This is a genomic window from Bradyrhizobium sp. HKCCYLS3077, from assembly GCF_051167555.1.
GTDB lineage: Bacteria > Pseudomonadota > Alphaproteobacteria > Rhizobiales > Xanthobacteraceae > Bradyrhizobium.
In genome coordinates this window covers 1,129,884-1,152,580 of record NZ_JBNPTH010000001.1, presented here as the reverse complement: position 1 = coordinate 1,152,580, position 22,697 = coordinate 1,129,884, and the positions used below count along the sequence as shown (strand labels likewise).

The window sequence follows — 22,697 nt, the reverse complement described above, 5'->3', positions numbered from 1 at the left end:
GGCTCATTCGCTGGAGGCGGTCGCGGCCGACCGCGCCGGCCTCCGCGACGCGCTCTGCGAGCGCGTTGCGGGCTGCGATACGGCCGGCGCCGTGTCGACGACACGGACCGGCGCTGTCCTGGCACGACCAGATCGCGCACCGGTCGTGCCGGCCCGCGCGGGCTCAGCGGTCAGGATGATACCCCAGGGCCCCGGATTGGCCGAAGGCGAAGACCCCGAGCCGGTCCGCCTCGCGCGCTGCGCCCGCGGCGGCTCGGCACGTGGTGCCGGGACCGGCATGAGGGCGGCGTCGGCAGGCGCCTCCACACGCGACGTGACGTCAGGCGCGACGGGCTCGGCCTGCGCAGCAATGGCGAGAAGCGGAGCGGGTTCGGCCGCAGCAGCGAGCGGCGCAGGCGATGCGGCTTCCGGCGGGGGCGCGTCCACGACCTGCTCGTCAGGCAGGGCGGCAACAACCGGAGCCAAGACCGGAGTGGCCTCGCTCAGGACGCCGGTCGTCTCGTCGACCAGCTTGTGAAACATCTGGCCCGGCACCAGACACCCCGCGACCGTCAAGGCGGCGGCCATGCTCGGGCCAAGCCCGACCTTCATGGATCGTATCGGGGCCGGCAGCGTGGCAGCGGCGCGCCAGACCAGGTCGACACCGGCCGCCGCAATGAACGCCGCAAGACCGAGGCTGCCGCCGACCATCGGCAGAACCGTCGAGGCCTGAACCAGCACCAATGTGAGGGTCAGCGCGGCCACCATCGGCTGCAGCGGTCCGGACAGCCGCTGCGGTGACGACATGCCGAGAAAGCACCCGGCATAGTAGGCATCGACGAGGCAGCGCTGGTCGGGCCAGAGCGCCTGCATGATCGCCATTCCGGCGAACGCCAGGGTGGCCGAGGCGAAGGTGCGGTCGGCCCGCCCCGCTCTTGCCACCTGCGGAAGCCGCTGGACGAAGATGGTCAGGAACGTCCCGGCGACACAGGCCGCAAGAATGGCGAGCGCGCCGGCGAACTCCTGGTCGAACTGATTGAGATGCGCAAGACGCAGGGATTCGCCGTGTCCGGCGAGCCATGGCCCGAGCGTGACGAACAGCAGCGATCCGATCGCTGCCAGCACGCCCAGTCGACCGCCATAGCCCTGCAACAGCACGATGCGCCGCTGCACCTCGACAGCCGTCAGAAGGCAGAACAGCAGGCCGCAGAAGATCGACAGCAGATAGAGCGACGCCTCGTGAGGCAGTCCCGTGCGCGCGACACTGTCGCTGAGCTGTCCGATCGGCGTCATGCCGCTGAAGCTGCCGCCGTAGACCGAAGACGAAAAGGTGGTCGCCGCCAGATTGTCCGGGGACGCAATGACCAGACCTGCGCACAGCACGACCGTCACTGCCGCCGAGGCCAGCGCGGGTGACAGGCCCAACGCGCTCAGCTGCAAGGTCGCGAGGCAGCCTAGACCGGCGCCCACGAACGAGACCAGAAGTGCGACCGGGAGATCGAAACGCCGCGGCCGAGGACGCGGCTCGTACACGACCGGCAGGCCTGGTCGCCATGCCGTGCAATCAGAGGCCTGCTGCATTGGCGAACCACCCCCCTGTGGATCGGCCGGGTCCCCCCCGCGGCCCCCACCGCCAGACGAGACCCGCTAAGCACCGCGTTGTGCACGATGATGTCGAAACATGGCGAAACACGCGCAAACCTGTGGCGATGGCAGGTTATCGCCGTAAAAAGGCTGACGGTCCGCCGTCACGGCCCCGCTGATGTGGACCGGATCGGGCGTCCTCTCGGCACGGGTTACGCGTCCTGCCGTGCCATGTTGCGCGGCCGCAGCGGCACCACGCCCGCCCGACGGCACCTTGTTGAGCGTGCTCAGCGTCGCCGCGGTGACCCATCCTGCGGAATCCGTCGCGGCGGCCGCGGCGTAGGCGGGGACACGCGCGACTGATTGCGCGCGACAGCAGCGGGGTGGCGCGGCGCCGTGGCAGCCTTGGTGCGCTCGCGCTGTTTGCGGCGCCTCGTGTCCAACGGACGGGGATCGGCCTGACGCACCGGTTGGGGCGCCGCGTGACGCTCACGCGGCTCGTGGGGCAGCGATGGCGGAAGGGTCAGGAACGGCGGTTCGGGCGCCGGCTCCGCAAAGGACAAGGGCTCATCGACCGGGACCTCAGCCTCCATCGCAATGCCTGACAGCTCGTCCTCGTCGGCCGGCGGCAGCAGAATCGATTGCGGGTCCGCGCGGTGCTGCCATAGGAGCAGATCATTCGGCAGCAGCACCGCGGCAATCGCGACCGCTGTGGCAAGAGACCTGCCGATCCCGATCAGCGCAGGGCGGCTCAGCGACCGCGTGGCGGCGTCGATGATGCGACGCCCGGCGTCGACGCTTGCGACCGCCACGAAGGCCGCCAAACCGAGGCTGCCGCCGACGCTCGGCAGGACCGGCGCCGCCAGCAGCAGCAGCATCGTCAGCGTAACGGCCGCCAGCAGCGGCTGCATCGTCCAGCGCAAGCGCTGCGGCGACGACATGCCGACGAAACACCCGGCGTAATACGCATCGGAGAAACAGGCATCGGCCCCGGTGAGCCGCTGCAGGATGACGAGTCCCGAGCAGGCCACGGCAGCCGAGACGAACACCCGCGACGCACGTCCCGCATCGGCCACGCGCGGCCATTTCAGCGCGAACAGGGTCGCGAACATCCCGACGCTGCAAGCCGCCAGCATCAGCAGCGCGTGGCCGGGGCCCTCGTGGTAGCCCGGCAGCCCCGCGATGCGCAGCGGCGTCCGCGCGGGGCCGAGCATCGGAATGAGCGTGAGGAAAGCGCACGAGCCGAGCGCGGCAAGCGCGCCGAAGCGGCCGCCATAGCCCTTGAGCAGCACGACGCGCAGCCGCACCTCGCCGGCGCAGACGCAGCCGAAGACGAGACCGCAGAACAGCGACAGCAGGACGAAGGAGCTCTCGACCGGCAAGCCGGCACGGGCGACGCTTTCGCTCAACAGCGCGACCGGAGTCATCCCGCTGAAGCTGCCGCCGAAGACCGAGGAGGAGAATGTCGCCGGCAGCAGACTTCGGGTCGGCGCCGCAACGATGCTGGCGCAGAGCAGCAGCGTGGCAACCGCCGATGCGATCGCAGGGGTCAGGCCGAGCGTGCTCAGGTGCAACGTCGCGAGACAGCCGAGGAAGGCCCCGGCGAAGGACGCGAGCGGTGCAGCGTGGAGTGAAGGACGGGGCTTGCCGGAAGTGCCGGGCTCGGACGACCGCTCCATCTCCTCGGGGTCCATTGTCACGGACCTGCCAACGTCGACGGATCGGGTTGCCATTCCGGAGCGGGCTGCACCTCGTGCCGGGCCATGATGCGGGTCCGCGCAATCGCCGGCGGAACGGCGCGGATCTGCGGACGCCTTACCGGCGCCGCTGGCGTGGCAACGACCGGGCCAGGGCGGATGCGCCGGGACGGCTCTTCGGTGATTGTGCTCGCGGGCTCGCGCGAGTCTTCTGCGGCGAGCGGCGCACCGGCCTCGGGGCGCAGGATCTGCGGCGGCAGATCGGGCGGCATCGCAGGCGGCGCAAACGGTCGGCTGGGCAACGAGGTCTCGCCGCTGATGTCCACCGGCGGGGTGACGGGCCGGACCTGCGGTTCGACGGCGCTGTCCGCTCGGACGATTGGACCGGCCGGCAGCAGCGGCCGTTGCCACAGCATTTCACTCGACAGCAGCACGGCAAGAATCGCGGCTGCGGCGAGCAGCCCTCGCCCGAAGGCCACCATCGTCTGCCGCGGCGATTCACCGGCCTCGACGAACAGCCGGACCGATGCATCGACGAAGACGACCGAGACGAAGGCGACAGAGCCGAGGCTGCCGCCCACCGCCGGAAGGATCGGGAAGGTCAGGATCAGCAGCCCCGTCAGCAGCACCGCCGCGGCCGCGGCCTGGGCGAGGCTGCGCAGGCGCCGCTGCGTCGACATGCCGAGAAAGCACCCGGCATAGAAGGCCTCGAGATCAGCGGCATCGCGGCCGAGCAGATGCAGGATCACGAGACCTGCGAACGCCAAGGTCGCGGCGGCGAAGATGCGCACAGCGCGGCCCGAGCCGGCGACCGGCGCCCAGCGCAATGCGCCCATCGTCGCCAGCATACCGGCGCTGCACAGCGCCAGCGTGATGGCGGCATCGAGGAGACCGAACTCCAGCACGCCCCTGCGTGAGATCGGAAACAGCTCGCCGCCCGGCCCAGCCAGCGGCGCCAGGCCGACGAACAGGAACGATGCGACCGCTGCGAGCGCGCCCAGCCGGCCGCCATAGCCGCGCGCCAGTCCGCCCTGCACCCACATGTCGAGCGCACAGCCGAGGCTGAACACCAATCCGCCGAACAGTGACAACAACACGAAGGCGGCGTCGAGTGGCAGCCCGGCGCGGATGACGCTGGCGTTGAGCAGTGCCACCGGTGTCATGCCGATGAAGCTCCCGCCATAGGCCGAGGAGAAGAACGTGCCGGGCACCAGCGTCGCCGTCCGCGTCAGGATCAGCGACGCGCTCAACAGCAGCGTGGCGGTGGACGAGGCAATCGACGGCGACACGCCGGATGCACTCATGTGCAAGGTCATGAGGCAGCCGAGGAAGGCGGCGATGAAGGAGGCCAGCGGCGGACAGCCGAGTTGAAACAGCTCCGAGCCGTAGAAGGGAATCGGCCGGCTGAGTTGCCGCGTACGCCACATGCATGGATCGAACGCGCGCTGCGCCTGCGACCTACGCGACTGATGTCCCGCCGTCCCGCGTTTCATTTCCAACACCTCATGGGCGCAACCCTGAGCCCGCCCCGCCTATGATACCTCCGGCGGTTGTACACACGCTGCATCCTTGCAATTGCGTGTGTTCGATTAATGCACCGCAATGCAGCGTTGTGGAAGCGTCGGGTTCCATTACGGGAACGAAAGTTCCCCGTAACCTTAATTCGGCTGAGATCCCTTATGAATCAGATGGATAGCTTTTTGATGGGCGGTCGCGGCAAGGGCTTGCCGTCCGTATTGGTTAACGACAGGATGTCGCATGCTCACGCCTACGTTGCATACCGCCCGCCTTTTGCTGCGCCCGCTGGCGGTCGCAGACGCGCCCGCGATCCAGCGCCACTTCAACAACTGGAACATCATCCGCACCCTCGCCGCCGTCGTGCCCTGGCCCTATCCGGACGATGGCGCCGCGACCTTCGTGAAGCTGCAGCTCGACAAGATCGCGGCCGGCGAGGAGATCTATCAATGGGTGCTGGTGCTGCGGGACGGCGATGGCACGGCGATCGGCAACATCCACTTCCGGCCACGCGTCGAGTCACGCAAGGGCCACCGCGGCTTCTGGCTCGCAGAGCCCTATTGGAATCAGGGACTGATGAGCGAGGCGATCGCCGCCGTGAACGACTTCGCCTTCGGCCCGCTCGGGCTCGATCATTTCCATGTCTGCAATGTCGCGAGCAACGCCGCCTCGCGCCGCGTCAAGCAGAAGACCGGCGCAGAGTTCATCGGTCATATCGCACTCCCGCACCACAATGGCGAGACGCGATCCGAGAAATGGATCGTGCGACGGGAGGCGTGGCTGCGCCATCGAGGTTCGCAGCCGCTTCCCGCCGGAGACCGCTAGACGCCGGCCGTCACGTCGATCACCGCCTGCGCAAAGGCCCGCGGCGCCTCCTGCGGCAGATTGTGGCCGATGCCGCCGGTGATCAGGCGGTGCTCATAGCGGCCGGTGAATTTCTTGGCATAGGTTTCCGGCGCGGGATGTGGCGCGCCATTGGCGTCGCCTTCCATCGTGATCGTGGGCACGTTGATCGCGGGAAACGTCGCGAGCTTCGCTTCGAGCGCATCATACTTCGCCTCGCCCGCGACAAGACCGAGCCGCCAGCGATAATTGTGCACGACGATGTCGACGTGATCGGGATTGTCGAAGGCTGCCGCGCTGCGCGCGAAGGTCGCATCGTCGAACGCCCATTGCGGCGACGCCGTCCGCCAGATCAATCTGGCGAAGTCGCGCCGGTTCTTGTCGTAGCCCTCGCGGCCGCGCTCGGTCGCGAAGTAGAACTGATACCACCATTGCAGCTCGGCGGCCGGCGGCAACGGCATGCGTCCGGCCTGCTGGCTGCCGATCAGATAGCCGCTGACGGAGACCATCGCCTTGCAGCGCTCCGGCCACAGCGCGGCGATGATGTTGGCGGTGCGCGCGCCCCAATCATAGCCGGCGAGCGTCGCCGCCTTGATCTCCAGCGCATCCATCAGCGCGACGATGTCGGCGGCCACCGCGACCGGCTGGCCGCTGCGCAAGGCGGCGGGCGACAGCAGCCGCGTCGTGCCGTAGCCGCGCAGATGCGGAATGATCACGCGATGGCCGGCCGCGGCCAGAGCCGGCGCGACATCCGCGAAGCTGTGGATGTCGTAGGGCCAGCCGTGCAGCAGGATCACCACGGATCCATCGGCGGGACCGATCTCGGCATAGCCGATACTGAGCTCACCGGCCGTGACCTGCTTGATCGGGCCCAGCGTAGTTGAGGTTCCCGGACGGATCTCAGGCAGCTTCGCCGCGCTCTTGAAGCCCTGCGCGCGGACGGCGCCGGAACCGAGCTGAAGCGCGGCGATGGCGGTTCCCGCAAGCGTGAAGAACCGGCGACGGTCGTGAGGGACGAAGGGCATGACGGGTCTCCGGATTGGGGTCTGTCATCCCTTGTGCGCCCTGCTGTCCGGATGCGCTTGGAGACGGCATTGATTTTTCCTGGAGAGCAGCTTGATTCTGCGGCTCCCGAGGTCCGAAGGTGAGCCGTTTCCGCGGGACCAGACATGGCGGCGCATGTGGTGTTTTGCTTCGACGACTTCGTGCTGGATCCCGGCCGCCGCGAGCTGCGCCGTGGCGACGTGCTGGTCGCGCTGGAACCGCAAGTGTTCGACCTGCTCGCTTTCCTGATCAGGATGCGCGACCGGGTCGTCAGCCGCGACGAGATCCTCGCCGAAGTGTGGGGCGGGCGCATCGTCTCCGAGGCGACGCTGGCGAGCCGCATCAGCGCGGCGCGCAGCGCGATCGGCGACAGCGGCGAGACCCAGCGCCTGATCCGCACCATCCCGCGCAAGGGCATCCGCTTCACGGGCGAGGTCCGTGAACCGACACCCAGCATGCCGGCTGCCGCGAGCGCGTTCGATGGCCCCGCGATCGCGGTGCTGCCGTTCACCAATATGAGCGGCGATCCGGACCAGGACTATTTCGCCGACGGGATCGCCGAGGACATCATCACCGCGCTGTCGCGTTGCAGCGGCCTCGTGGTGATCGCGCGCAACTCCTCCTTCACCTACAAGGGGCGGGCCGTCGACCTGCGCGAGGTCGGACGCGAGCTCGGCGTCGGCTACGTGCTCGAAGGCAGCGTGCGTCGCGCCGGCACGCAGCTGCGCATCAACGGGCAGCTGATCGATGCCAGGTCCGGCGCGCATCTGTGGGCCGAGCGGTTCAACGGCCAGCTGGACGATGTCTTCGCGCTGCAGGATCGCATCACCGGAAGCATCGTCGCCGCGATCGAGCCGACGCTCGAACAGGCGGAAGGCGAGCGGCGCCGGACCATGCCCTCGCCGCATCCCGCGGCCTATGATCTGCTGCTGCGCGCCGCGAGCCTGCGCGACGCGTTCACGCCCGACAGCCTCGCCGCAGCGATCGCGTGTCTCGACGAGGCGCTGGCCATCGATCCCGCCTACGCGCCGGCGATGGCCGCGTCGGCCTATTGCCAGGCGCTGCGCCACTTTCAAGGCTGGAGCGAAGCCGACGAGAACTATCGCGAAGCCGCCGTCGCGCGCGCCTGGCAGGCCAGCGAACGCGCGCCGAACGATGCCCAGGTGCTGTGGATGGCGGCGTTCGCGATCTGGAACATGGCCGACGACATCGCGCCCGCGCGCGACATGTTCAAGCGATCGCTCGACATCAATCCGAACTCCGCCGTGGCGCTGACGCTGAGCGGCTGGATCGAAGCCATGGCCGGACATGCCGCCGAAGGCCGGGCGCAGATCGAACGGGCCCAGCGCCTCAATCCGCGCGATCCGCGCAGCTGGCTCGCCGCCGGCGCCATGGCCGTGTGCGCCGTCGCCGACGAGGATTTCGCCAGCGCGATCCACTGGGCCGAGCGGGCGCTCGCCCAGAACCGCCGCTTCGCCGTTGCGCTGCGTGTCCTCATCGTCGCGCGCGTCGGCGCCGGAGATCTCGCTCGCGCGACGGAGGCCGCGCGTCAGTTGCTGACGCTCGAACCGCAGCTCACGGTCTCCGGCTTCCTGGCGCGAATTCCCTTTCCCATCAGCCGCATGGCCACAACCTACGCGGACTCTCTGCGCGCGGCCGGCGTGCCGGCCTGAGGCCGCTGCGTGCAACGACACCGGCTACAACTGGAATTTCTGCCATTTCGATCCAAGTGAGGAAACTTGGCGACAAGCCATTCACACTACCTTAGGTTCCATCCCGTAGTTTCGCGGTCACTGCTCCATGAGGGACTTCGCCTGATGGCGAAGGGGATCGATGACGACATTGCTACTCAAATTTTATGAAGATGAATCGGGCGCGACTGCCATCGAATACGGCCTCATTGCCGCCGGCATCGCCCTCGCCATCATTACCATTCTCAACAAGCTCGGGCTCACGCTCGAAGGCATCTTCACGACGCTCACGACCAAGCTGAACGGTGGCTGATACTTGCCGTCTGTAATGGCGTTCTCAGGGCCGGAGCAATCCGGTTGCCATGGTCGGACAGGCCGGGCCTCGTGCCCGGCCTTATCTTTTGACACACTTCTTTTTACACACTGCGCGGCGCCTCAATGCGCCATGTTGCGGCCAGCATCCTCGCAGGCGCTCATGCAGCGGCGGCAGGATTCGGCGCAGATCCGGCAATGCGCATGCATGCCGGCGTGCTGCTCGCATTCCTCCGCGCACAGCCGGCACGCGGCGGCACAGGCATCGAGCATGCGGCGGATCATCTCCTGGTCCGAGCCGGTGCGCCGCGTGGCGAGGCGGCCCGTGATGTTGCAGACATCGGCGCAATCGAGGTTAAGCCGGATGCACTGGGTCAGTTCGGCGACGCTCTCCTCGCCAAGACATGCATCCGCGCAGGATGTGCAGATCTGGGTGCAGGAATAGCACTCCTCGATGCAGCGGATCAGCGCGTCATCGACCTGCCCGCGGACATGCGGATGGGTTTCGATCATTTGTTGGGCGTGCATGGGACCTCCCATCAGTCAGCCCCCGCCTCGCGTCAATGATCGCGCACGGAAAAGGTTCTAGAAGCATGATGCGATTTCACTGAAACCCACCATCACGCGACGAAGGCGGTGCACTCCCCTCCCCCTTGCGGGGAGGGGTTGGGGGTGGGGGTCCCCGGGCGATGAGCTTCGTTTGGACGTCGGCCAAAATGGAATCCCGGAGGTGAGACCACCCGCGGGGACCCCCACCCCCGACCCCTCCCCGCAAGGGGGAGGGGAGTGGACAGAGCGGTGCGGATGCCGGGAGACAACCGATATGCACCTCTGCTCCGCCGCGTGTCAGCAGCTTTGTCACCGACAGCACTGCTCAGTGACAGCAACTGCCGCCATCCGTGCCCGCCGTCCCCTCTGCACTCAGCACACTCTTCGCATTCCGCTCCGCAGGAATGTCGAACCCGGCATTGGCGACGAAGAAGCCGACGGGCTTGAGCATGAAGCCCGCATACTCCACCGGCATGATCGGAAAGTCCTCCGGCTTGCACACATGCGTGTGCCCGAACGAATGCCAGACGACGATGTCGGTGTTCTCGATGTTGCGGTTGTGCGCGATGTAGCGCGGCAGGCCGTCGCCGCCGGCGTGCACGTTCGGATAGTCGCCGCTAGCGTATTTCTCCGCCGGATCGTAGGCCGTGACCCAGACATGCTTGGTGGCAAAGCCGCCGCGGCTGCGCACGAAGCTGCCCTCCTGCGCCAGCATCACCGGGCTCGGATTGACCACCAGCTTGTAGCCGGGCGCCCCGCCGACCGAATTCTTTTCGTTGGGATTGGAGATCTTCCAGTAGCGCCCGGTCTCGCCATTGGCGAGGCGCGCCGCGTCGCGCTCGCGCGCCAGCACGCGGCTGGTGGTGTCGAACACGTTGCCATGCGGATTGTCGCGGCCCCACGGCCGCGGCACGAATTCGTGCTCGGTGACGGTGTTGCCGCCGCCGTCGATGTCCATGTGCAGGCGCGCGTTGAAGAAATGCTGGTGCGTCGGGCCGCCGAGATTGTCATCGACCATGCCGCCCCAGGGATAGGTCGCGCCGGGCGCCACCGCCGCGGTCTGGATGATGCCGGTCAGCTTGCATTCGAGCTGGATGGTGCCGTCCTGGTACAGGTACCAGTAGAAGCCGTAGTCGTAATTGCCGACAGTGGCGAAGAAGCTGATGACGAGCCGGCGCGAGCGCCGCACCTCGAACAGGCCGTTGCGGAACTCGTAGTGCTTCCAGAGGATGCCGTAGTCCTCCTCGTGCATGCAGATCGCGTTCTGCATCACGAACGGCTCGCCCTTGCTGTCGGCGGCGGGCACGTCGAAATAATGAATGTTGCCGAGACAGTCGCAGCCGAGCTCCAGCGCGTTGGCGAGCATGCCGAGACCATATTCGCCGGCATCGAACGCCGACTTCCAGAAATGATTGGCGGTCGGATCGGCGTAAGGCACGACCATCTCAGTGACGCTGGCGCGATGAATGATAGGGCGCGTGCGCTCGCCGTCCTGATAGCACAGCCGATGCAGCACGAGACCCTCGCGCGGCGTGAAGCCGACGCGGAAGCTCCATTTCTGCCACTCGACCTTCCAGCCATCGACCGTGAAGCTAGGCCCCTGCGGCTGCTCGATGTTCAGCGGCTTGATGTCGGTGCGCGGCGCCGTCACCTCATGGGCGCCGTAGTTGCGCTTCTTGCGCGGGATCGGAACGACCGGATCTTCATCCGTCAGATCGAGGACCCTCCCGGCGATCAGGTCGACGACGGCGACCACGCCTTCGATCGGATGCGCATAGCCGTTGTCCTGCGGATGCTCGCGGAAATAGCTCACGGCGCGCACGATGCGGGCGCCGCGCTCGAACGGCAGATCGAAGAAGCCCGACGAGAACGGATCGACCTGCACCAGCTCGATGTCCTTGTCGGTGAGCCCACGACGATGCATCGCCTTGCGCCAGCCGGCATCGGCCTTCACCGCGGCCTCGCAGCGGAAGAACTCCTCCAGCATGACCGGGGGCTGGCCATAGGGTGCCTCGCGGTTTGGCACCACCTTGCGCGCGACGACGGCCTCGGCGCCGAGATCGACGACATGCTCGACCGACTCGCCGCTCTGGATGTCGAGCGAGACCACGAAGGCCTTGCGCGGCAGCGCCTGCCCGCCGTCGGCGGCCACGAGTTCCGCTTTGGTCGGCTCCTCGAGCCGCACGATGGGGAAGCGGCAATTCTCGGCGGATGCCGCGCTCGCACGCACCAGACGGCAGGCCGCGGCGATCTCGTCCGGCGTCAGCGGATCGAGCGGATGGCTGATGGCGATTGCGGCGATGTCCTGCACGACGATCTCCTGATAGGGCCGGTCATGGCGTGCGAGACTGCCAATCAGACGCAGGACAGCGTTATCGAAATCGGGCAAGATCGCACGCCGGACCGGCCGGCGGGCCACGCTGGCGCGCGTCTTGCACCTGCTCATTCAATTTCGCCGTGATGTCATGAGCTTGAACCCGACCCATAGCAGCGTGGCGCGCCCTGGCTTCGTGCAGACGACGAGCGCCGATGTCGACGAGCATTGCGCCAAGCTCGGCGGCTGGCGGCTGCGCTATGACCAGATCAGCGCCGGCGCCTTCCGTGGCAACTTTACGCAGTTGTCGATGCCGCGCCTCGACGTCTTCCACGAGGTGACGAGCCAGCAGGTGCGGCAGCATGGCGAACTCGGCCGCGACTGCTGCGGCCTGGCCGAGCCCTGCGGCGGCGAAGGCCCGGTGAAGGTCAACGGCGCCAGCATCACGCATGACGCACTGATCGTGTCCTTCGATGCCGAGGTCGACATCTGCACGCCGCGGGGCTTCGCTCTGCGCGGCGTAACCCTGTCGGCCCAACTCATCGACGAGATCGCCAGCCAATTGGCGATCGAATTGCCGCGTGGCCTGCGCCATCAGATGCGCGCGATCTCGGCGCCGGCCGCGACGCTGGCTCGCTTCCGGGCCGCGCTGGCGATACTCGACACACCGCCTTGCGCGCACACGGAACTGCCGCAGGACGCAGCGTCCGCCGCTACGTTGCAGGACGGCCTGCTGCTGGCGATCACCGACCTGTTGCCGGACGCACGGCCTTGCGATGACAGCCGCAGCGGCGCCGCGCGCAAGCGCATCGTCGATCGGGCCTGCGACCTGATGCTCGCCTCATCGGAGCGATCCATTTCATTGCTGGATGTCTGCAAGGCGGTCGGCGTCAGCCACCGCAAGCTGAGCTACTGCTTCCGGGACGTGCTCGGCACCAGTCCCCTGGCCTATTGGCGCGCGGTGCGCCTCAATCGCGTGCGGCGCGACCTCAAATCGTCGCGCGATCCACGTGACGGAATTTACGACGTCGCCGTGCGCCACGGCTTCTGGCACTTCAGCCAGTTCTCGCTCGACTACAAGCGCCATTTCGCAGAACTGCCATCCGAAACCCTGCGGCGTGCGCGTATGGACGCGTCTTCCGAGATGAGGCACAACGTCTCGCATCATTGACGTCGGCCGCGCGATCTGCCGACCAAGAACGGCGCACAAGCAACGCGCCGATGGTGTGGAGGACGAGATGCTGATCCCGATGGCGGATGTGCCGCGCTGGTACGCCGAGCGCAAACCCAAAGACAGCATCGCTGTTCAGCACGGAGCCGATCGCCTCACCTGGGAGCAGCTCGAACGCCGCGCCAATGCGCGCGCCCGCGCCTTCGCCGCCAAAGGCGTCAAACCCGGCGACTTCGTCGCGATCGGCCTGCCCAACGGCAATGCGCTGTTCGAGACCAGTTTTGCGGTGTGGAAATGCGGCGCCACGCCGACCTCGCTGTCGTGGCGATTGCCGCGCGGCGAAGCCGCGGCCGTGCTGGAGATCCTCAAGCCGTCGCTGGTGGTCGGCGGCGAGGCCGATTGGAATGCGCCGAATACGCTGCCCGCCGATTTCACACCCCAGGGATTCTCAGACGAGCCGCTGACCGCGCCGGTGTCGCGCTATTGGAAGGCAATGACATCCGGCGGTTCGACAGGGCGCCCCAAGGTGATCCTCGATCATCAGCCCGCGGTGACGGACACCGCAGCCGAGCCGCCGCTCGGGATTCCCAGGGGTGCGTCGTTGCTCAATCCCGGGCCGCTCTATCACAACGCCCCCTTCATCGTGTCGCACTACGCGCTGTTCGCCGGCGGCACCTTGACCGGCATGGTGAAGTTCGACGCGGAGGAAACGCTGCGGCTGATCCAGGCGCAGCGCATTCAGTGGGTCAATTTCGTCCCGACCATGATGCACCGGATCTGGGCGCTGCCGGAGGCGGCGCGCAACAGCTACGATGTGTCGAGCCTGAAGATGGTGTTCCACATGGCGGCGCCGATGCCGGCATGGTTGAAGGAGAAATGGATCGAGTGGCTCGGCCCCGAGCGCGTCTACGAGCTGTATGGCGGCACCGAGCGGCAGGGACGCACCATCATTTCCGGAGCCGAATGGCTGCAGCACAAGGGCTCGGTCGGCAAGATCGACGACACCTGCGGCTTGCGCATCCTCGGCCCCGACGGCCATGACGTCGCGCCCGGCGAGAGCGGCGAGATCTACTTCCTTCCGGCGGATGGTCCCGGCAGCACCTATCACTATCTCGGCGCCGAGCCGAAGCGGCGCGCCGACGGCTGGGAATCGCTCGGCGACATCGGCCGGCTCGATGCCGACGGCTATCTCTATCTCGGCGACCGGCTCGCCGACATGGTGCTGCGCGGCGGCGCCAACATCTATCCGGCCGAGGTCGAGGCGGCACTGATGGCGCATCCCGACATCCGCTCCTGCGTCGTCGTCGGCCTGCCCGATCCCGAACTCGGCCAGCGCGTGCATGCGATTGTCGAGATCGATCGCGCCAAGGACGCGCAGACGATCGTCGACGGCATGGGCGCGTTCCTGGCGGACCGGCTGTCGCGCTACAAGCATCCCGAAAGCTATGAGCTGGTCGACATGATGCTGCGCGACGATTCCGGGAAGGTGCGGCGAACGCTGCTACGCGACGAGCGCGCGGCGTGGCTGAAGGATGGCCGCGACTTCCGGCTGGTTCCCGCCCGCTTGCGTCCCTCGGCGGACTGATCGGCCGCCAATTTTTCGAACGTTTACGATGCTGGCGTAGACTCCCCAATCAGTCAGGAGTGCGCACGCCATGATCTCACGACGACGGTTTCTCGGCACCGCAGCCACGGCTGCGGCGCTGCCCCTGGCGCGGATGCCGGGGGCGCGCGCCGAGCCGCGCACCATCCTCAACGACGCCAGCCGGCTTAACCCGACGCCGGTCGCCAAGCATGTCGTGATTTCGAAGCCAGCAACCGACGATCTCATCGCGCGGCTGCGCGCGGAGCTGAAGGAGGCTGCCGCCGCGAAGCGGCCGGTGACCGCCGCCGTCGCCCGGCATTCGATGGGCGGCCAGAGCCTGCCACGCGACGGCACCGCCATCACGCTCGACGGCGGCGCCATCGAGCTCGACACGGCGGCACGGACCTATCGCACCGCCGCCGGCAACCGCTGGTGGGACGTGATCGCCACGCTCGACGCCAAGGGCTTCTCGCCGGCCGTGATGCAGTCCAACAGCGATTTCGGCGTCGGCAGCACATTCAGCGTCAACGCCCATGGCTGGCCGGTGCCGTACGGCCCGTTCGGGTCGACGGTGAAATCGATCCGGATGCTGCTCGCCGACGGCACGCTGGTGCAGTGCTCGCGCACCGAGAATGCCGAGCTGTTCGGCCTTGCCATGGGCGGCTATGGCCTGTTCGGGATCATTGTCGATATCGAGGTTGAGATGGTGCCGAACGTGCTGCTGGAGCCGCGCTTCGAGCGCATGGCGCCGGAGAAGTTTGCTGAGGCGTTCACACGCACCATCGACAGCGATCCCAATGTGAAGATGGCCTATGGCCGGATGTCGGTGTCGCGCAAGGCGTTCTTCGACGACGCGCTGCTCGTCAGCTTCCGCCCCGCGCCGGATGCGCCCGCGACGCTGCCGCCGGTGGCGAGCTCGGGCAAGCTGACCGGCGTCGCGAACACGATCTATCGCGCGCAGACCGGCTGGGAGGTCGCCAAGGGTCTGCGCTGGTTCATGGAGACGCGGCTCGGCCCCGCCATCTCCGACAGCCACTACACGCGCAACTCGCTGATGGCCGAGCCGGTCGCGAACCTCGCGCAGAAGGACATGCACCGCACCGACATTCTGCATGAATACTTCGTCGCGCCCGAGCGGTTCGGCGAGTTCCTCACCGCCTGCCGCGAGATCATCCCGAAAGCGCGCGCGGAATTCCTCAACGTCACCCTGCGTTACGTCGCCGAGGACAAGACGCCGGCGCTGACCATCGCGCCGGTGCGCCGCATCGCGGCGGTGATGTCGTTCTCGCAAGTCACCTCGCCGGAGGGCGAGGTCGACATGCTGCGCACGACGGAAGCCCTCATCGACCGCATCACCGCGATTGGCGGCGCGTTCTATCTGCCGTATCGTCTGCATGCGCGCCGCGACCAGGTCGAGAAGGCCTATCCGGCCGTTGCGCGCTTCGTCGCCGCCAAGCGGCACTATGATCCGAACCTTCTGTTCCGCAACGCGATGTGGGACGCCTATTTCGCATGACGACCTCAGCCGACGGATTCTCCCTGGACCGCTATCGCATCGCAGCCCTCGCGCTCGCCGTGGCACTGCTGTTCGCCGCGGCGACCGACTACATCCCCGCCTTCATCGATGCGCAGGGCCGCGTCTTCGGCCTGTTTCAGCTCGACATCTACAAGGACGCGCTGCATGTCGCCTCCGGCCTGTGGGCGCTCGGCGCGATGCTGTCCCGCCGTAGCGCCATCTTCTTCCTGCGCGTCTTCGGCTCGCTGTATTTCCTCGACGGCGTGATGGGCGTGTTCACCGGCTCCGGCTATCTCGATCTGTCCATCATCATCGACGGCATCCGCAACACGTCCTGGCTGGTGAAGCTGCTCTCGAGCCTGCCGCATCTCGCGCTGGGCGCGATCGGTATAGCTGTCGGCTGGTCGCCCTGGCGCAGGCAGGCCGCCGTCGCATGAGCCTGCGTCGCAAAGCCCTGGTTCTTTTCGGTGCCCTCGCCGCGGCCGCCGCGATCGGCATCGCGACCACCGTGGCCACCGTGGAGACGGTGTGCACGGCGGACGTGCCGACCCCCGCCGTGACTTCGGACTACGGAATCACCGATCCCGGCTACGCCCGTTCGCAGGGCGACAGCTTCCTGACCTTCCCCGAATGGTACATCGTCCACGCCTATCGCGATCTCGCCGATGTCACCGGCCAGAGCTCCGAGTCGCAATTCCATTACCTGACGAGTATCAGCGGTTTCTGGCGCAGCCTGTGCCGGGCGACACGCCAGGCGGCGGGATCCGGTCCCGCGACATCGGACCAGAAGCTCACCAACTACATCATCGGCTTCAGCTTCACCGCCGAGATGGCGCTGCAGGGCGGCTATGAGAAGTCCATCGGCGCGCTCAGCGCGGAGACCACCGAAGGCGTCAAGACAGCGGAGGACGCGTTCAACCTCGCTTTGCTGAAGGACTACGCGGCGTTTCTCTATCAGACGCCGTGGTATCGCTATCCCTTCGCCGCCAAACTCGATCAGTTCTGGCGCGAGACGCCATTCGTGCCATCGCTGCGCGCGGTCGAGCGCCGGTTCTCCCTCAGCCTGCAATATGCCGGACGGGCCGCCTACGCCGCGATCATCGGCTATGCTGCGGGATACGATCCGGCCGTCCTGACGATCCGGAGCGTCGTTACCGGCCTGCCTGCGGCCGAGCTGGCCGCCATCCCCGGCGTGAAGGTGATCCGCGAGGTCACCGACAGCAAGGGCGGCAAGGGCGTGCTGGTCGAGACCGAGCGCTACGCCAAGTTCGACGCCTTCGCGCGGGAGCTCGGACGGCATCCCGGCGCCGCGTTCGGCGAGGTCGCCGGCAACCACCGCATCCTCGTGACCATCGTCATTCCGCCCGGCGACGGCCGGCTGGCAGCTTTCGACGGGCTGCCTATATTCAGTGTCCCGGTCCAGTCCCGTCCCGGCGCGCGCCGCATCGGCGTCGACGTGCCGGTCCGGTCGCTGGTTCAGGACATCGCCCGTTTCGACGCCGCCGGATATACGTTCGAGCATGCCTACGACTATTGATCGGTCCCCGCCGGCCCGCTCCGTCCCCGTCATGGGCGCGGCGGCGGTCGCCGTGGCGTGGTTTGCCGGCATGGCCGCCATGACGCTGCTGATCAAGCCCGAGGCCGTCGTCGTCTTCGGCCCGTCGGACCGCATGATTCCCGCAATCGTCGCCTCCGATGGAGCCTTGCTCGATGCCGGGCGTTTCCACGTCTCGGCACGGCCGGGGGCCACGACGATCGGCAGCCTCTACGCTGCCGGCGCCTGGCTGGTCTGGCCGATCATGGGCAAAGGCTGCGGACGCCTCTAGTCACCGCGTGGCGGGCGCTGGGTTTTCCGACACTCGGGCGGACGCCCCCGGAACTGGCGCCGCCGCGCAAAGATGTTAAGCTCGCGGTCACGCTGAGGCGGTCACGCGACACAGAACAGACGCCTGGTCGACGCTCCCTCCGGGGAGGGTCGACTGGCAGGAGAACGAAATGCCTTCTTTGACCGAATGGAAAGTGCCGTTTGCCTTCCAGCCTCGTGCCGAAGACTATCAGTATGATCTCGACCAGGTCTTGTCCTCGATCGTGGGCCTGCATGCCATCATCCCGCCGGATGCCTTCAGCGCGGAAACGCTGGGCACCGAGCGCGCCGGCAACGCCGTCGTCATCGACGACGGGCTGGTGCTGACCATCGGCTATCTGATCACCGAAGCGGAGTCGGTCTGGCTGCACCTCAATGATGGCCGGGTGGTGCAAGGTCATGTGCTCGGCTTCGACTTCACGACCGGCTTCGGCCTGGTGCAGGCGCTGGGACAGCTCGATCTGCCGGCGCTGCCGCTCGGATCGTCGGCCGAGACGAAGATCGGCGACCATGTCGTGCTCGGCGGCGCCGGCGGCCGGACGCGCTCGGTGGCAAGCCAGATCATCGCCAAGCAGGAATTCGCGGGCTATTGGGAGTATCTGCTGGACGAGGCGATCTTCACCCATCCCGCGCATCCGAACTGGGGCGGCACCGGACTGATCTCGGCGAAGGGTGAATTGATCGGGATCGGCTCACTGCAGCTCGAGCGCGAGCGCGATGCCAAGGCCGAGCACGTCAACATGGTGGTGCCGATCGATCTGCTGAAGCCGATCATCGATGACCTGCGCCGCTTCGGCCGCGTCAACAAGCCGGCCCGTCCCTGGCTTGGCATGTACGCGACCGAGGTCGAGGACCGCGTCGTCGTGATCGGCGTCTCCGACAACGGACCGGCGGCGCGCGCCGAGCTCAAGGCCGGCGACGTGATCCTCGGCATCAACGGCGACAAGGTCACGAGCCAGAGCGAATTCTATCGCAAGCTCTGGGCGCTCGGCGCAGCCGGAGTCGATGTGCCGCTGACGGTGCATCATGAGGGCGTCACCTTCGACGTCACCATCGCCTCGACCGATCGCGCCAAGCTCTTGAAGGCGCCGCGGCTGCACTGAGCGGGCGGGCGCGTCGCGCAGCACATCCCGCCGCAGTTCGGCCACAACTTCGACATGGAGCCTCCTGCGTCGGCTCAATTCATCAGCAAGCGCTGACGGCCTTCGCGCGTGTTGACTTGGGCGAGCCGCGTCACGACATTGCCGCATCGCGCGACGAGCGGCGTGCCGAGATGATGATTGCCCGTGGGTGAGACGACCTGCCCCGCTGGATCGAGGAGACCTGCATGACGGATGCCGTGGTGGATGACATTCTCATCGTGTTGCCGCCACTGCTGCAGTCGCTCGAAGCCCTGTCCTACGTCGCCCGCTACCTGAACCCGCCGGACTTCGACCGCGTGATGTCGGAGATCGGTGATCCCGACCACGCGCTGCAGGTCGCGCGCGCACATCTGACGTCATGGCCGGCGGACTTTTCCCACATCCGGATCGCCTTCGATACCGCAGCCGATGCGGCGCTGATGTCGTTCGCGGGCCTGCGCGCGGTGCAGGGCGGACAAGGCGATCTCGTCGACGTGTTCAGGGCCCTTCGCCAGCTGCCGCGCGCCCTCGAGGCGCTGTTCCCGCTTGCGGCGACGCTGCCGCCCCTGAGCGAATTCTTCCTCGAACCGGCTATCGGCGAGAACGACGCGCTACGGCAGCTGCTGGCGACCTCCGCCGGCAAGGACGCCGTGTTTCACGATCACAACGAGATCGGCAATCGCGGCGGCTTTTCGCTGTATGTGCCGGAGTACTACACGGCCGATCGCGCCTGGCCGCTGGTCATGGCGCTGCATGGCGGCAGCGGCAACGGCCGTGATTTTCTCTGGACCTGGATGCGTGCTGCGCGCAGCCTCGGCGCCATCCTGGTCGCGCCGACCGCGACGGGGCCGACCTGGGCGCTGATGGGCGAGGACGCCGATACGCCGAACCTGATCCGCATCCTCGATCTCGTGCGCAGCCGCGTTGCCGTCGATCCCGCCCGCATGCTGCTGACCGGAATGAGCGACGGCGGCACCTTCTGCTATGTCAGCGGGCTGCAGGCCGGCTCGCCCTTCACCCACCTCGCGCCGATCGCCGCGACGTTCCATCCTCTGATGGCGCAGATCGCCGATCGCGATCGCCTGCGCGGCCTGCCGATCCAGATCGTGCACGGCCGGCTCGACTGGATGTTCCCGGTCGAGATCGCGCGGCACACGCGCGACGCGCTGGCCAAATCGGGCGCTGAGGTCGTCTATCGCGAGATCGACGATCTCAGCCATTGCTACCCGCGCGAAGCCAATGTCGAGCTGCTGCGCTGGCTGATGCGGTGAGGCGAGTCGCGCCCGACATGGCCGATCGGTAATGCCGGGGACACAATCTCGGCGGATTTTGTTCTCATTGATAACAGCCTAGCCATACAGCGGGGGCGCTGCACAGGGGCGGTCATGAGGCCGCCAAAGGTCCGCTTATGCCCTCGCCTGCCGCGTCCGTTGCGCAAGTCTCGTCTGCCCGCTCCGCCACGTCCGTCGTGCTCGCCGACGGCGTGAACCGCCTCGAGGTCACGCTCAAGCTCACGACCGCGATCCTGGCGCTGGCTGCCGGCGTCTACACCTATCTCGGCGTCCGCGAGCTGCTCAACGGCAGTCCCACGACGGTGTTCTTCGCCGCCGTGATCTATTCGGTCGCGGTCTCCGTCGGCATCTACGCCTTCTGGGTGTTCATGATGCAGTTCATGCCGCATGTGACCAGCCTGATGGGCCGGCTGCTGATGGGCGGCTGCATGCTGCTGGGCTCGCTGATGATCGTCGCAATGTCGTCCTGGCTGAATGCTTCGGCGCTGGCCGGCGCCGCCGCCATCCAGCAGCATCTCGCCATCACGGTGCAGAACTACACGCGCGATCTCGATCGCGCCAACAGCCAGGCGATCGCGGCGCAGAGCCTGCTGCCGGACATCCAGCTCGCCTCCTCGCGCTTCGCCAAGCTTGCCGACGCCGAGCGCGCCGGCTCGCTCACCGGCACCTCGGGCTCCGGCACCGTGGTCCAGCTGCTGACGCAGATGTCGACGCAGCTCGATGGCCTGGGGCAGCAGGTGCAGGACTCCGGCAAGCGCGTCTCCGCGCTGTACGAGCAGGGCAGCAAGAGCCTCGCCAGGATGCGCGAGCTGATCTCCGACCGCGGCCCGATCGCGACACGCAGCGACGCCTTCGCCACGGAGTCGCTGACCTTGATGGGCGTGATCGCCAATCTGCAGCAGACGTCGGTGGCGCCCGCGGTCAAGCGCGCCGCGACCTCGCTCACGGCCGGCTTCATCGCCCCCGCCGCAGGGGGACGCAGCGGCGATCTCGCGGAGCGGCAGACCGCCGTGGTCGGCAAGGTGGAGGGCGCGATCGCGACGCAGGCCGCCTCGCTCGCGGATGCCGCCGACAAGATCCTGGCCCTGCCCCGCATCGAGCCGACGAGGTTCCAGTCGCTGTCCCCCGCCGAGGCCGTGCTGCGCTACGCCGGCGACTTCATCCCGAGCTGGGCCGGAGCGATCTCGATCGACCTGATGCCGGCGGTCCTCGTGCTGATCCTGTGCGTCGTCCATGCCGCGATCCGGCGCGAGGGCCTGCCGGCCGTGAGCGCGTCGAGCCTGACGGCGAGCGATCTCGTCACGGCGCTGCAGATCGCGCGCGAAGTCGAAGACGCGCGGCGCGCAGCGGAGGCGCGGCCGGCCGTCGGGCCGGGCGAGCCGGCGGTTGCACCGCCTGCCGAGCCGCAGCCCGCGACAGCCAACGCGGCCGACGAGAACGTCACCACTTTGTCGTCGGCACGGATCGGGAAGTAGTTGCGTGGCCTCCGCCCTGAACCAGCGCGTTCACGCCTGGCTCGCCGGCAATCCGGACGAGAGCATCCTTCGCTGGGTGTTCCGCAGCATTGTCGTCGTGACCGTCGCAGTGCTGGCCGCGGACCTGCTCGAGATGAATGCGCCGCAAGCATTCCCCGATGCGGCCCCGTCTCAGCTCGACGTTCAGCGCGAGCCGGCGGACATGCCGACGGATGCCCCTTCCGTTCTGGCGCCGCTGATGAAGCGGCTGATGCCGCTGCCGCAAGGCGATCGCGCCCTGCAGCAACCGATCACGTTCGAGCTGCGCGGTGCGGGCCGCCTCTACGCGACCGGCACGATCACGCCGGGCAGCGCGCGCAGCTTTGCCGACACGGTCGAGCGCTACGGCGAATACATCAAGATGGTGGTGCTGAACTCGCCGGGCGGTTCGGTCGCCGACGCGCTCGCGATGGGGCGCCTGATCCGAACGAAGAAGTTCGCGACCGAGGTGGAGGCAGGGAAATACTGCGCCTCGTCCTGTCCGCTCATGTTCGCCGGCGGCGTCGAGCGCCGCGCCGGCGAGAAGGCGGTCATCGGCGTGCATCAGATTGCCGCGGTCTCTTCCGCCGCAACAGTCCGGTCCGGCGACGACATGAGCGTGGCCCAGAACGTCTCCGCGCGCTGCCAGCGTCATCTCGCTGACATGGGGATCGATCTCAAGGTCTGGGTGCACGCGATGGAGACACCACATGACCAGCTGTTCACGTTCAAGCCGGACGAGCTGAAAGCACTCAATCTCGTCACGGCGATGCCGGATTCCCGTCCCGAAAAACCTCGCAGTTAGTTTGTCAGGTCGGGCTTGAACCTTCCGCCGCGACGGCGGAACCAAGCCTGGACGGCGGCGTTATCGGCCGTCACACTGGAGAACATGACTATGCGGACGTTCGTGGGAATGATCCTTGGCGCGCTCCTTCTCGGGTTCGGCGTCTATATCCATGACTCGATGCAGACGTCTGAAGTCGCCAACGGCGCCTCGGCGCAGACGCGCCGGACGATCGTGAACTGGGACGTCGCCTCGGACAGCTGGAATTCGCTGAAGACCCGCGCGCATGACGACTGGGTGCGCATCTCGTCGAAGTAATCAGCACGACCGATCTTTATCTGAC

General features: G+C 67.3%; 20 protein-coding genes. 14 read left to right on the top strand and 6 right to left on the bottom strand.

Annotated features, from left to right (window positions below; translation table 11 throughout):
* Nucleotides 1–3 precede the first annotated feature (3 nt).
* The 3 genes from ACQR0Z_RS05100 to ACQR0Z_RS05090 all read right to left on the bottom strand — a co-directional run bounded on the left by ACQR0Z_RS05100 (nucleotide 4) and on the right by ACQR0Z_RS05090 (nucleotide 4,687).
* Nucleotides 4–1,449: a hypothetical protein gene (locus ACQR0Z_RS05100; protein ID WP_434917864.1), complete on the bottom strand. Its 1,446-nt coding sequence runs from the start codon at nucleotides 1,447–1,449 to the stop codon at nucleotides 4–6.
* 401 nt (nucleotides 1,450–1,850) lie between these two features.
* Complete coding sequence (locus ACQR0Z_RS05095; protein WP_434917863.1) at nucleotides 1,851–3,257, bottom strand: hypothetical protein; 1,407 nt, start codon at nucleotides 3,255–3,257, stop codon at nucleotides 1,851–1,853.
* 2 nt (nucleotides 3,258–3,259) lie between these two features.
* Entirely contained in the window at nucleotides 3,260–4,687 is a 1,428-nt protein-coding gene (locus ACQR0Z_RS05090) for a hypothetical protein (RefSeq protein WP_434917862.1), read from the bottom strand.
* A 331-nt stretch (nucleotides 4,688–5,018) separates the two neighbouring features.
* Here ACQR0Z_RS05090 and ACQR0Z_RS05085 point away from each other — a divergent pair, with 331 nt between their 5' ends.
* Entirely contained in the window at nucleotides 5,019–5,600 is a 582-nt protein-coding gene (locus ACQR0Z_RS05085; RefSeq protein ID WP_434917861.1) for a GNAT family N-acetyltransferase, read from the top strand.
* On the opposite strand, the gene ACQR0Z_RS05080 is transcribed toward ACQR0Z_RS05085, so the two are convergent.
* Nucleotides 5,597–6,643 (bottom strand): alpha/beta fold hydrolase, encoded by a 1,047-nt coding sequence (locus ACQR0Z_RS05080; protein WP_434917860.1) that lies wholly within the window; start codon nucleotides 6,641–6,643, stop codon nucleotides 5,597–5,599. The two genes, ACQR0Z_RS05085 and ACQR0Z_RS05080, sit on opposite strands and share 4 nt — an antisense overlap.
* A 144-nt stretch (nucleotides 6,644–6,787) precedes the next feature.
* Here ACQR0Z_RS05080 and ACQR0Z_RS05075 point away from each other — a divergent pair, with 144 nt between their 5' ends.
* Both ACQR0Z_RS05075 and ACQR0Z_RS05070 read left to right on the top strand, forming a co-directional pair.
* Nucleotides 6,788–8,335, top strand: a complete 1,548-nt coding sequence (locus ACQR0Z_RS05075) for a winged helix-turn-helix domain-containing protein (RefSeq protein ID WP_434917859.1) — start codon at nucleotides 6,788–6,790, stop codon at nucleotides 8,333–8,335.
* A 160-nt stretch (nucleotides 8,336–8,495) separates the two neighbouring features.
* On the top strand, nucleotides 8,496–8,666 hold the full coding sequence (locus ACQR0Z_RS05070) for a Flp family type IVb pilin (RefSeq protein WP_434859816.1): 171 nt from the start codon (nucleotides 8,496–8,498) through the stop codon (nucleotides 8,664–8,666).
* Between the two features lie 122 nt (nucleotides 8,667–8,788).
* Here ACQR0Z_RS05070 and ACQR0Z_RS05065 read toward each other — a convergent pair whose 3' ends face one another.
* Together ACQR0Z_RS05065 and ACQR0Z_RS05060 are read right to left on the bottom strand one after the other, a co-directional pair.
* A complete protein-coding gene (locus ACQR0Z_RS05065; RefSeq protein ID WP_434917858.1) occupies nucleotides 8,789–9,193 on the bottom strand; it encodes a four-helix bundle copper-binding protein in 405 nt (134 codons plus the stop codon).
* Nucleotides 9,194–9,539: 346 nt separating this feature from the next.
* The gene (locus ACQR0Z_RS05060) at nucleotides 9,540–11,660 is read right to left on the bottom strand and encodes a primary-amine oxidase (protein ID WP_434917857.1); all 2,121 of its coding nucleotides are present in this window, start codon (nucleotides 11,658–11,660) and stop codon (nucleotides 9,540–9,542) included.
* Nucleotides 11,661–11,679: 19 nt separating this feature from the next.
* Here ACQR0Z_RS05060 and ACQR0Z_RS05055 point away from each other — a divergent pair, with 19 nt between their 5' ends.
* From ACQR0Z_RS05055 to ACQR0Z_RS05005, 11 genes are all read left to right on the top strand, one after another.
* Nucleotides 11,680–12,699 carry a helix-turn-helix domain-containing protein gene (locus ACQR0Z_RS05055; RefSeq protein ID WP_434917856.1) on the top strand — a complete coding sequence of 340 codons (1,020 nt, stop codon included), beginning with the start codon at nucleotides 11,680–11,682 and terminating at the stop codon, nucleotides 12,697–12,699.
* A 67-nt stretch (nucleotides 12,700–12,766) separates the two neighbouring features.
* Nucleotides 12,767–14,284, top strand: coding sequence for an AMP-binding protein (locus tag ACQR0Z_RS05050; RefSeq protein ID WP_434917855.1), 1,518 nt, complete (start codon nucleotides 12,767–12,769; stop codon nucleotides 14,282–14,284).
* Between the two features lie 70 nt (nucleotides 14,285–14,354).
* A complete protein-coding gene (locus ACQR0Z_RS05045) occupies nucleotides 14,355–15,800 on the top strand; it encodes an FAD-binding oxidoreductase (RefSeq protein ID WP_434917854.1) in 1,446 nt (481 codons plus the stop codon).
* Nucleotides 15,797–16,237, top strand: coding sequence for a DUF4383 domain-containing protein (locus ACQR0Z_RS05040; protein ID WP_434917853.1), 441 nt, complete (start codon nucleotides 15,797–15,799; stop codon nucleotides 16,235–16,237). The genes ACQR0Z_RS05045 and ACQR0Z_RS05040 overlap by 4 nt, the downstream gene beginning before the upstream one ends.
* Nucleotides 16,234–17,337, top strand: coding sequence for a hypothetical protein (locus ACQR0Z_RS05035; RefSeq protein ID WP_434917852.1), 1,104 nt, complete (start codon nucleotides 16,234–16,236; stop codon nucleotides 17,335–17,337). The genes ACQR0Z_RS05040 and ACQR0Z_RS05035 overlap by 4 nt, the downstream gene beginning before the upstream one ends.
* The gene (locus tag ACQR0Z_RS05030; protein WP_434917851.1) at nucleotides 17,321–17,626 is read left to right on the top strand and encodes a hypothetical protein; all 306 of its coding nucleotides are present in this window, start codon (nucleotides 17,321–17,323) and stop codon (nucleotides 17,624–17,626) included. Before ACQR0Z_RS05035 ends, ACQR0Z_RS05030 begins: the two co-directional genes overlap by 17 nt.
* 169 nt (nucleotides 17,627–17,795) lie before the next feature.
* Nucleotides 17,796–18,767 (top strand): S1C family serine protease, encoded by a 972-nt coding sequence (locus tag ACQR0Z_RS05025; protein ID WP_434879893.1) that lies wholly within the window; start codon nucleotides 17,796–17,798, stop codon nucleotides 18,765–18,767.
* A gap of 224 nt (nucleotides 18,768–18,991) precedes the next feature.
* Nucleotides 18,992–20,056 (top strand): phospholipase, encoded by a 1,065-nt coding sequence (locus ACQR0Z_RS05020; RefSeq protein WP_434917850.1) that lies wholly within the window; start codon nucleotides 18,992–18,994, stop codon nucleotides 20,054–20,056.
* Between the two features lie 137 nt (nucleotides 20,057–20,193).
* Nucleotides 20,194–21,552: a hypothetical protein gene (locus ACQR0Z_RS05015; protein WP_434917849.1), complete on the top strand. Its 1,359-nt coding sequence runs from the start codon at nucleotides 20,194–20,196 to the stop codon at nucleotides 21,550–21,552.
* Nucleotides 21,553–21,556: 4 nt separating this feature from the next.
* Complete coding sequence (locus tag ACQR0Z_RS05010) at nucleotides 21,557–22,375, top strand: hypothetical protein (RefSeq protein WP_434917848.1); 819 nt, start codon at nucleotides 21,557–21,559, stop codon at nucleotides 22,373–22,375.
* Nucleotides 22,376–22,465: 90 nt separating this feature from the next.
* The gene (locus ACQR0Z_RS05005) at nucleotides 22,466–22,672 is read left to right on the top strand and encodes a hypothetical protein (protein ID WP_434859804.1); all 207 of its coding nucleotides are present in this window, start codon (nucleotides 22,466–22,468) and stop codon (nucleotides 22,670–22,672) included.
* The last annotated feature ends 25 nt before the right edge of the window (nucleotides 22,673–22,697 follow it).

Excerpts from the sequence above, each read along its gene's own strand:
- ACQR0Z_RS05095 (WP_434917863.1), bottom strand. The coding sequence starts at position 3,257 with ATGGACCCCGAGGAGATGGAGCGGTCGTCCGAGCCCGGCACTTCCGGC.
- ACQR0Z_RS05090 (WP_434917862.1), bottom strand. The coding sequence starts at position 4,687 with ATGTGGCGTACGCGGCAACTCAGCCGGCCGATTCCCTTCTACGGCTCG.
- ACQR0Z_RS05085 (WP_434917861.1), top strand. The coding sequence starts at position 5,019 with ATGCTCACGCCTACGTTGCATACCGCCCGCCTTTTGCTGCGCCCGCTG.
- ACQR0Z_RS05080 (WP_434917860.1), bottom strand. The coding sequence starts at position 6,643 with ATGCCCTTCGTCCCTCACGACCGTCGCCGGTTCTTCACGCTTGCGGGA.
- ACQR0Z_RS05075 (WP_434917859.1), top strand. The coding sequence starts at position 6,788 with ATGGCGGCGCATGTGGTGTTTTGCTTCGACGACTTCGTGCTGGATCCC.
- ACQR0Z_RS05070 (WP_434859816.1), top strand. The coding sequence starts at position 8,496 with ATGACGACATTGCTACTCAAATTTTATGAAGATGAATCGGGCGCGACT.
- ACQR0Z_RS05065 (WP_434917858.1), bottom strand. The coding sequence starts at position 9,193 with ATGCACGCCCAACAAATGATCGAAACCCATCCGCATGTCCGCGGGCAG.
- ACQR0Z_RS05060 (WP_434917857.1), bottom strand. The coding sequence starts at position 11,660 with ATGAGCAGGTGCAAGACGCGCGCCAGCGTGGCCCGCCGGCCGGTCCGG.
- ACQR0Z_RS05055 (WP_434917856.1), top strand. The coding sequence starts at position 11,680 with ATGAGCTTGAACCCGACCCATAGCAGCGTGGCGCGCCCTGGCTTCGTG.
- ACQR0Z_RS05050 (WP_434917855.1), top strand. The coding sequence starts at position 12,767 with ATGCTGATCCCGATGGCGGATGTGCCGCGCTGGTACGCCGAGCGCAAA.
- ACQR0Z_RS05045 (WP_434917854.1), top strand. The coding sequence starts at position 14,355 with ATGATCTCACGACGACGGTTTCTCGGCACCGCAGCCACGGCTGCGGCG.
- ACQR0Z_RS05040 (WP_434917853.1), top strand. The coding sequence starts at position 15,797 with ATGACGACCTCAGCCGACGGATTCTCCCTGGACCGCTATCGCATCGCA.
- ACQR0Z_RS05035 (WP_434917852.1), top strand. The coding sequence starts at position 16,234 with ATGAGCCTGCGTCGCAAAGCCCTGGTTCTTTTCGGTGCCCTCGCCGCG.
- ACQR0Z_RS05030 (WP_434917851.1), top strand. The coding sequence starts at position 17,321 with ATGCCTACGACTATTGATCGGTCCCCGCCGGCCCGCTCCGTCCCCGTC.
- ACQR0Z_RS05025 (WP_434879893.1), top strand. The coding sequence starts at position 17,796 with ATGCCTTCTTTGACCGAATGGAAAGTGCCGTTTGCCTTCCAGCCTCGT.
- ACQR0Z_RS05020 (WP_434917850.1), top strand. The coding sequence starts at position 18,992 with ATGACGGATGCCGTGGTGGATGACATTCTCATCGTGTTGCCGCCACTG.
- ACQR0Z_RS05015 (WP_434917849.1), top strand. The coding sequence starts at position 20,194 with ATGCCCTCGCCTGCCGCGTCCGTTGCGCAAGTCTCGTCTGCCCGCTCC.
- ACQR0Z_RS05005 (WP_434859804.1), top strand. The coding sequence starts at position 22,466 with ATGCGGACGTTCGTGGGAATGATCCTTGGCGCGCTCCTTCTCGGGTTC.